The following is a 6,000-nucleotide window of genomic DNA, read 5'->3' on the forward strand; positions in this document are numbered from 1 at the left end:
GCGCCGCCGTGGTCAAACGCGGGCGCGAACCGTGACGGCCGGCCCGTTCTCCCTGCCGCCGAATTCGGTCGAGCGCCGCGGGCCCCCACCCCTAGTGTGACGGGCCGGGACGGCGACTCACCGGGGGCACAGAACATGCGTACGCACTATCCACGGACCCCACATCTGCCCTGGTCACCCGGGGCCACCTCGGACGACGTGCGCCTGGCCGACCTCGCCGGGCTGACCGGCTCCGAGGCCGTGGTCACCGAGAAGCTGGACGGCGAGAACACCACGCTGTACACGGACGGGCTGCACGCCCGCTCCCTCGACTCGGCGCACCACCCCTCCCGCGGCTGGGTCAAGGCGCTCCAGGGCCGCGTCGGCCCGCGCATCCCGGCGGGGTGGCGGATCTGCGGCGAGAACATGTTCGCCCGCCACTCCATCCCGTACGAGGACCTGGCGAGCCACTTCTACGGCTTCTCCGTCTGGGACGGGGACCGCTGCCTGGACTGGGACCTGACCGTGGACTTCCTGCGGGACCTGGGCATCCCGACTCCGCCGGTGCTCTGGCGCGGTGTGTTCGACGCCCGGGCCGAGAAGGCGCTGCGCGCGCTGAAGCCGGACACGCTGCGCCAGGAGGGTTACGTCGTCCGCCCCGCCGAGAGCTTCCCGGCCGCGGCGTTCAGGCGGCGCGTGGCGAAGTGGGTGCGGCCGGGCCATGTGACGACGGACACGCACTGGATGCACGCGAAGGTGGTGGAGAACGGGCTGGGCCCGGCCGCCGCCCTGTGGGCCGTGCGCTCGGGCGCCCCGGTGGACCCGGCCGCGCTCGGCGACGCGGTGGGCACCGGGACGGGTGAGGTTACGGGCTCCCCGGTGGGCCCGGCCGCGCTCGGCGACGCGGTGGGCACCGGGACGGGTGAGGTTACGGGCTCCCCGGTGGGCCCGGCCGCGCTCCGCGTCGCGGTCGGCACCGGGACGGGTGAGGTTCCGGGCTCCCCGATGGGCCCGGCCGCGCTCGGCGTCGCCACGGGCACCGGCCCCGGCGACGCCCCGGCCGCCCTCGCGGCGGCCGACGCCCTGGACGCCTTGGGCCGCACCGGCGACGACCGGCTGGCCGGCGTGCTCGCCGCCCTGCTGCACCGCACCCGCCGGGCCGCACTTGCCCCGGCGCTCGCCGGACCGCTCGGAATGCCGCTCGCCCGCCGGATCGCTGACCTGGTCGGCCTGTACCCCGCGCTGCACCGCCCCTACCCGGACGACGAGCGCCACGGCGGCCTGGCACGCATGTCCCTCGCCGCCGGCCTGCCGGTCCTGCACGCGCTGGCCGCGGTGCTGGCGGACGGGCCCGAGACCCGCGAGCAGGTGGAGTGGTCGGCGCTGCACGCGGCGGACGTGGCGGAACCGTCCGGGCTGTCCGAGGCCTTCGCCGGCCTGGAGCCGGACGCCGCCGCGCGCTGCCTGGCGCAGGCCCGCGAGGCGTACGCACTGGGCCGCCTCACCACCGCCGAGGAGGCGGTCGCCGCGACCTGGCGGTGGCGGTCCGGGGACTTCCCGCGCCTGATCCACCTCATCGGTCCCTCCGGCAGCGGCAAGAGCACGTTCGGCCGCGGTCTGCCGAACATCGCCACGTACATCTCCCTCGACGACCTGCGCGAGTCCCGCGGATCCCGCGCCGACCAGAGCGCCAACGCGGAGGTCCTGCGCGAGGGCCTGGACCGCCTCGACGCCGCCCTCGTCCCCGGCGCGACCGTGGTCTGGGACGCCACCTCGCTCAATCCGCACCAGCGCTCCCTGGTCCACGCGGTCGCCCACCGCAGGGACGCCCTGCTCACCCACGCCGTGGCCTGGGTCGACGCGGACGAACTCACCGCGCGCAACGCCCGGCGCAGCCACCCGGTCCCCCCGGATGTCCTGGCCTCCCAGCTGCGCCGCTTCGTACCCCCGTATCCCGGCCAGGCCCACCGCACCTGGTACATCGGCACGAGCGGAACCGTGGAGGACCGGACCTGATGCGTACGAGCGAGGAGATCTACCACCGGGTCCGCTGGGACACCCGCTTCGACCCGGCGCGCTTCGTCCTGGGCGTCGCCCAGCGCGGCCGGGACCCCAAGCGGGTGCCGCTGGAGCGGTTCACGCCCGGCGGGGACATCCCCTGGCACCGGGTGCTGTTCTTCGAGGCGGACGGCGAGGTGGTGTGGGACCGGTCCTCGGGCACGGACCGGATCGACGCGACGGATGCGGGACGAGTACGGAGCCCGCGCCGCCTCCCGTCCCCTTACTTCACCTCCCGCGTCCCGCACGCCTTCTCCCCTTCTACGGGCACCTGGGAGCCGTCGCCCGCCCGGCCCCCGGGCGGCCCGTCCGGTTCGCTGACGGTGCTCACCTGGAACACCCTCTGGGACCGCTACGACAGCGACCGCATCGACACCGCCCGGCGCCGGCCGCTCCTGCTCGACGCCCTGCGCGCGGCGGACGCGGACGTCATCGCGCTCCAGGAGGTGGAGCCCGCACTGCTGGAGCTGCTGCTGGCCTGCGACTGGATACGGGACGGGTACGTCCTCACCACCGACCCGGCGGGCCATGACGTGCCGGACTGCGGCCTCCTGCTGCTCAGCCGGCTGCCGGTGAGCGAGGCGGCTCTGCACACGCTCGGCCCGCACAAGGCGGTGGCCGCGGCCGTCGTCGAGTCGGCCGAGGGCCCCGTCACGGTGGCCGTGACCCACCTCAGCAGCGACCACTCCCCCGAGGGCGCCACCCGCCGCGATGTCGAACTGGCCGACCTGGCAACGGGATTGGCGGGCATCGAGGGCGAGCTCCTCCTCGTCGGCGACTTCAACGACGGCGGCGACCACCCGCAGACCCGCCTGGCGATGACGGACGCGTGGACCGAGGTGCACGGCCCCGCCGACACCACTCCCACCTTCGACCCGTCGGTGAACCCCCTCGCCGCCGTCTCCTCCCTCTCCGGCCGCGTCTCCCGGCTGGACAGGGTGCTGCTGCGTACGGAACGGCTGCGCGCCCGGTCGGCGGTCCTCACCGGCGAGGTTCCCGGACCGGAGGGGCTGTACGTCTCCGATCACTACGGGGTACGGGTGGAGCTGGGCCCACCCCTTCCGGCCGCCGAGGGAGTGTCCGAACGGGTCGCCGCCGCGCTCCCCGGGGCGCGGGTCCACGTCGTCGGCTCCCGGCGCATGGGCTGCGCGGCCCCCGGTGCGGACCTCGACCTGGTGGCGGCGCTGCCCGGCGCCTCCGATCCGGCAGGCGTACGACGATCGCTGGCCGCCGCGTTCCCGGAGGCCCGCGACCTTCGCGAGGTGTCCGGCGCCCGGGTGCCCGGCCTGCGCTGGCAGCTCGACGGTCTCCGGGTCGACCTGGTCACCGTGGCGACCGGGGCCCTCTCCCCCGCCGAGGCGGTGGCCCGCCGCTCCGAGCTGGGCGATGCGGCGGCGGTCGCGCTGAGCGCGGTGACCGACGCCGACGCGGTGCTCGCGTCGGTGGATCCGTACCGGGACGCGTTCGCCGCTCTCGCCCGGGACGTCAAGGCGTGGGCGGGCGCGAGGGGCCTCGACTCCGCGCCCTGCGGCGGTCTGCCGGGCCTCGCCTGGGCCGTACTCGCCGCCCGCACCGCTCACGAGGCGGGCGACCTGCCGCCGCTCGCGCTGCTCCGGCACTTCTTCGCGACCTGGGCGGCGTGGGACTGGGACGAGGCGGTGGGCGGGGCGGCCGCCACCGGTGACCCGGTCACGGTGCTGACGCCGACGACTCCGGTACGGTCCTGCACCAGGCAGGTCTCCGCCGCCGGCCGCGATCTCCTGACCGCCGAGCTGTACCGCGCCTGGGAGACCCTGGAGGCGGCGGAGGACGGCACCGACCCGCGTTCGCTGCTGTGCGCACCGCCGCGCCTCCTCGACCTGCACGCGTCGTGGGCCCTCGCCTCGATACCCCCGGGCGGTCCCGACGAGGGGCGGCTACGCGGGCGGCTCCTGGCCCTGGCCGCCGCCCTCGCCGAGGCGGGCGCCGCCGACTGCCGCATCTGGCCGCGCCCGCTCACGGCCGGCGGCCGCACGGGGTACGCGATCGGGCTCGGCGCGACACCGCCGGACGGGGCACGGCTGGCGGAGATCGGGGCGGAGGTGCTGCGGGGGATCCGGGACGCGTCGTTGGCGGCGGTACGTATATAAGGAGTCAGCGCCCGGCGGCGTACGGGACGAAGCGTGTCCACGCGTCGTCGCCGAAGGTGAGCTGCGGGCCGGGGAGGTTCTTGGAGTCGCGGACGTGCGTGGCGCCGGGGGCTGTCGCGATCTCGACGCAAGAGTCCCCTTCGCTGCCGCTGCTGTAGCTGCTCTTAAACCACTGCATCCCTGAAGCGTCTCCGGCAGAGGTCTCGCGCATCATGTCTCTCCCAGCAGTTGCTCGATGAAGGCCAGCGACTCCCGTGGCGCGAGAGCCTGGGCCCGGATCATCCCATAGCGCAGTTCGAGGATCCTGAGCTGTTTCAGATCGGACACCGGCCGGCCTGCGAACGCTCCGTCCGACCGCCCCACCGCAGTGCCGTCCTCGAACTTCAATACCTCGATACCTCCGTCCATTCCTGCGTGGTCCTCGCGGCTGGTCGGCATCACCTGAATCTCGACACTGCGCAACTGCCCCACCTCCAGAAGTCGTTCGAGCTGTCGACGCAATACCGATGCACCCCCGATGGGGCGGCGCAGGGTTACTTCCTCCTGCACGAAGCTGAGCGCGGGAGCGGGTGACCTCTCGAAGACGCACCGCCTAGCCATGCGCGCGGCCAACACCCTTTCCACTTCTTCTTCCGAGTACGCGGGCCTCCGCATCTCGAACAGCGACCGCGCATACTCCGACGTCTGCAACAGGCCGTGGATGTTGTGGTTGCTGTACAACCCCATCTCGACCGCCCGCTCTTCCATCTTCGCGAGCTCCCGCACCTTCTTCGGGTACCGAACCGCCGCCACGTCCCGCTTCATCGCGGCGATCTTGCCGCACGCGCCCAGCACCTCGTCCGACCGGTCAAGGAACTCCGGCCGGGGAATCCTCCGCCCGCCCTCCACCTTGCGGACCAGGTCCTCCCCGTACCCGATCGCGGCCCCGAACTCGCAAGCCCGCATCCCGGCGGCCTCCCGCCACGCCTTGATCTGGCGCCCCACGGCGGCGACCACCGCAACGCCCGACTCGTCATCCGGATCGACGTCCCAACCGGGCTCGTCCGCCCCGCCGCCGACCTGCTCCGTACCGACCCCGTCCACACTCATTCATGCCCCACTTCCGACGCGCGTGCCGTTCCTGCTCAACCGCCTCTGTTCCCCGCACGTCACTCCGGACAGCCGGGACAGCACTGGACAAGCCCGGGACAATCACCGTACGCAAGGGCTTGGTCACTGGGCACGGTACGCAGTCCCGGCCACGCTGAGTGATGTGAACCAACAAACCGCCACCCCCCAACTGCACACCGCCGAACGCACATTCACCGTTCTGCTCTCCCCCACCCGCCGAGGCGCCCGGCTGGCCCGCCTCCTCGCCGTGGCCCATCTCGATCTCTGGGGCCTGCCCTCCGAGGCGGCCGCGCACATCGTCGCGGAGCTCGCCACCAACGCCACGGTCCACGGCCGGGTACCGGGCCGGGACTTCCAACTGCGCCTCAGCGTCGACGCGGACGACCGGCTGCGGATCGAGGTCACCGACGCCCGTGACGACCGTCTGCCCGCCCCCGCGATCCCGGACCCACTCGCGGAGAGCGGAAGGGGCCTGCTCATCGTCGAGGCACTCGCCAGCCGCTGGGGCATCGTGCCGGGCCCGGTCCCGCGCAAGACGGTGTGGGCGGAACTCGACCTCGTACCGTGACCGAGTCCACCGGGTCGTGGGCACCCACGACGTACGCGGCCACGACCCGGTGACCCACGACGCGGCCACCCACGACATCTAAAGGCTTTTAAAGAACTCAGGGAAATAACCCAACCAAAACCCGACCCCACCCCCGTCCTGACCTGCATCACTCGC

At 73.6% G+C, this 6,000-nt stretch carries 5 protein-coding genes; 3 read left to right on the plus strand and 2 right to left on the minus strand.

Annotated elements, in window-relative coordinates; genetic code table 11:
• Positions 1 to 135 precede the first annotated feature (135 nt).
• The gene (locus JGS39_RS13030) at positions 136 to 1,995 is read left to right on the plus strand and encodes an RNA ligase family protein (protein ID WP_236063513.1); all 1,860 of its coding nucleotides are present in this window, start codon (positions 136 to 138) and stop codon (positions 1,993 to 1,995) included.
• Positions 1,995 to 4,166 carry a poly(A) polymerase gene (locus JGS39_RS13035; protein WP_219569012.1) on the plus strand — a complete coding sequence of 724 codons (2,172 nt, stop codon included), beginning with the start codon at positions 1,995 to 1,997 and terminating at the stop codon, positions 4,164 to 4,166. Before JGS39_RS13030 ends, JGS39_RS13035 begins: the two co-directional genes overlap by 1 nt.
• 4 nt (positions 4,167 to 4,170) lie before the next feature.
• Here the strand turns inward: JGS39_RS13035 and JGS39_RS13040 are convergent, their stop codons facing one another.
• Together JGS39_RS13040 and JGS39_RS13045 are read right to left on the minus strand one after the other, a co-directional pair.
• On the minus strand, positions 4,171 to 4,380 hold the full coding sequence (locus JGS39_RS13040) for a DUF397 domain-containing protein (RefSeq protein ID WP_219569013.1): 210 nt from the start codon (positions 4,378 to 4,380) through the stop codon (positions 4,171 to 4,173).
• Positions 4,377 to 5,255 (minus strand): helix-turn-helix domain-containing protein, encoded by an 879-nt coding sequence (locus tag JGS39_RS13045; protein WP_219569014.1) that lies wholly within the window; start codon positions 5,253 to 5,255, stop codon positions 4,377 to 4,379. The genes JGS39_RS13040 and JGS39_RS13045 overlap by 4 nt, the downstream gene beginning before the upstream one ends.
• Before the next feature lie 163 nt (positions 5,256 to 5,418).
• Here JGS39_RS13045 and JGS39_RS13050 point away from each other — a divergent pair, with 163 nt between their 5' ends.
• Complete coding sequence (locus JGS39_RS13050; protein WP_219569015.1) at positions 5,419 to 5,844, plus strand: ATP-binding protein; 426 nt, start codon at positions 5,419 to 5,421, stop codon at positions 5,842 to 5,844.
• Positions 5,845 to 6,000 lie beyond the last annotated feature (156 nt).

The organism is Streptomyces poriferorum (assembly GCF_019399235.1).
Taxonomy (GTDB): domain Bacteria; phylum Actinomycetota; class Actinomycetes; order Streptomycetales; family Streptomycetaceae; genus Streptomyces; species Streptomyces poriferorum.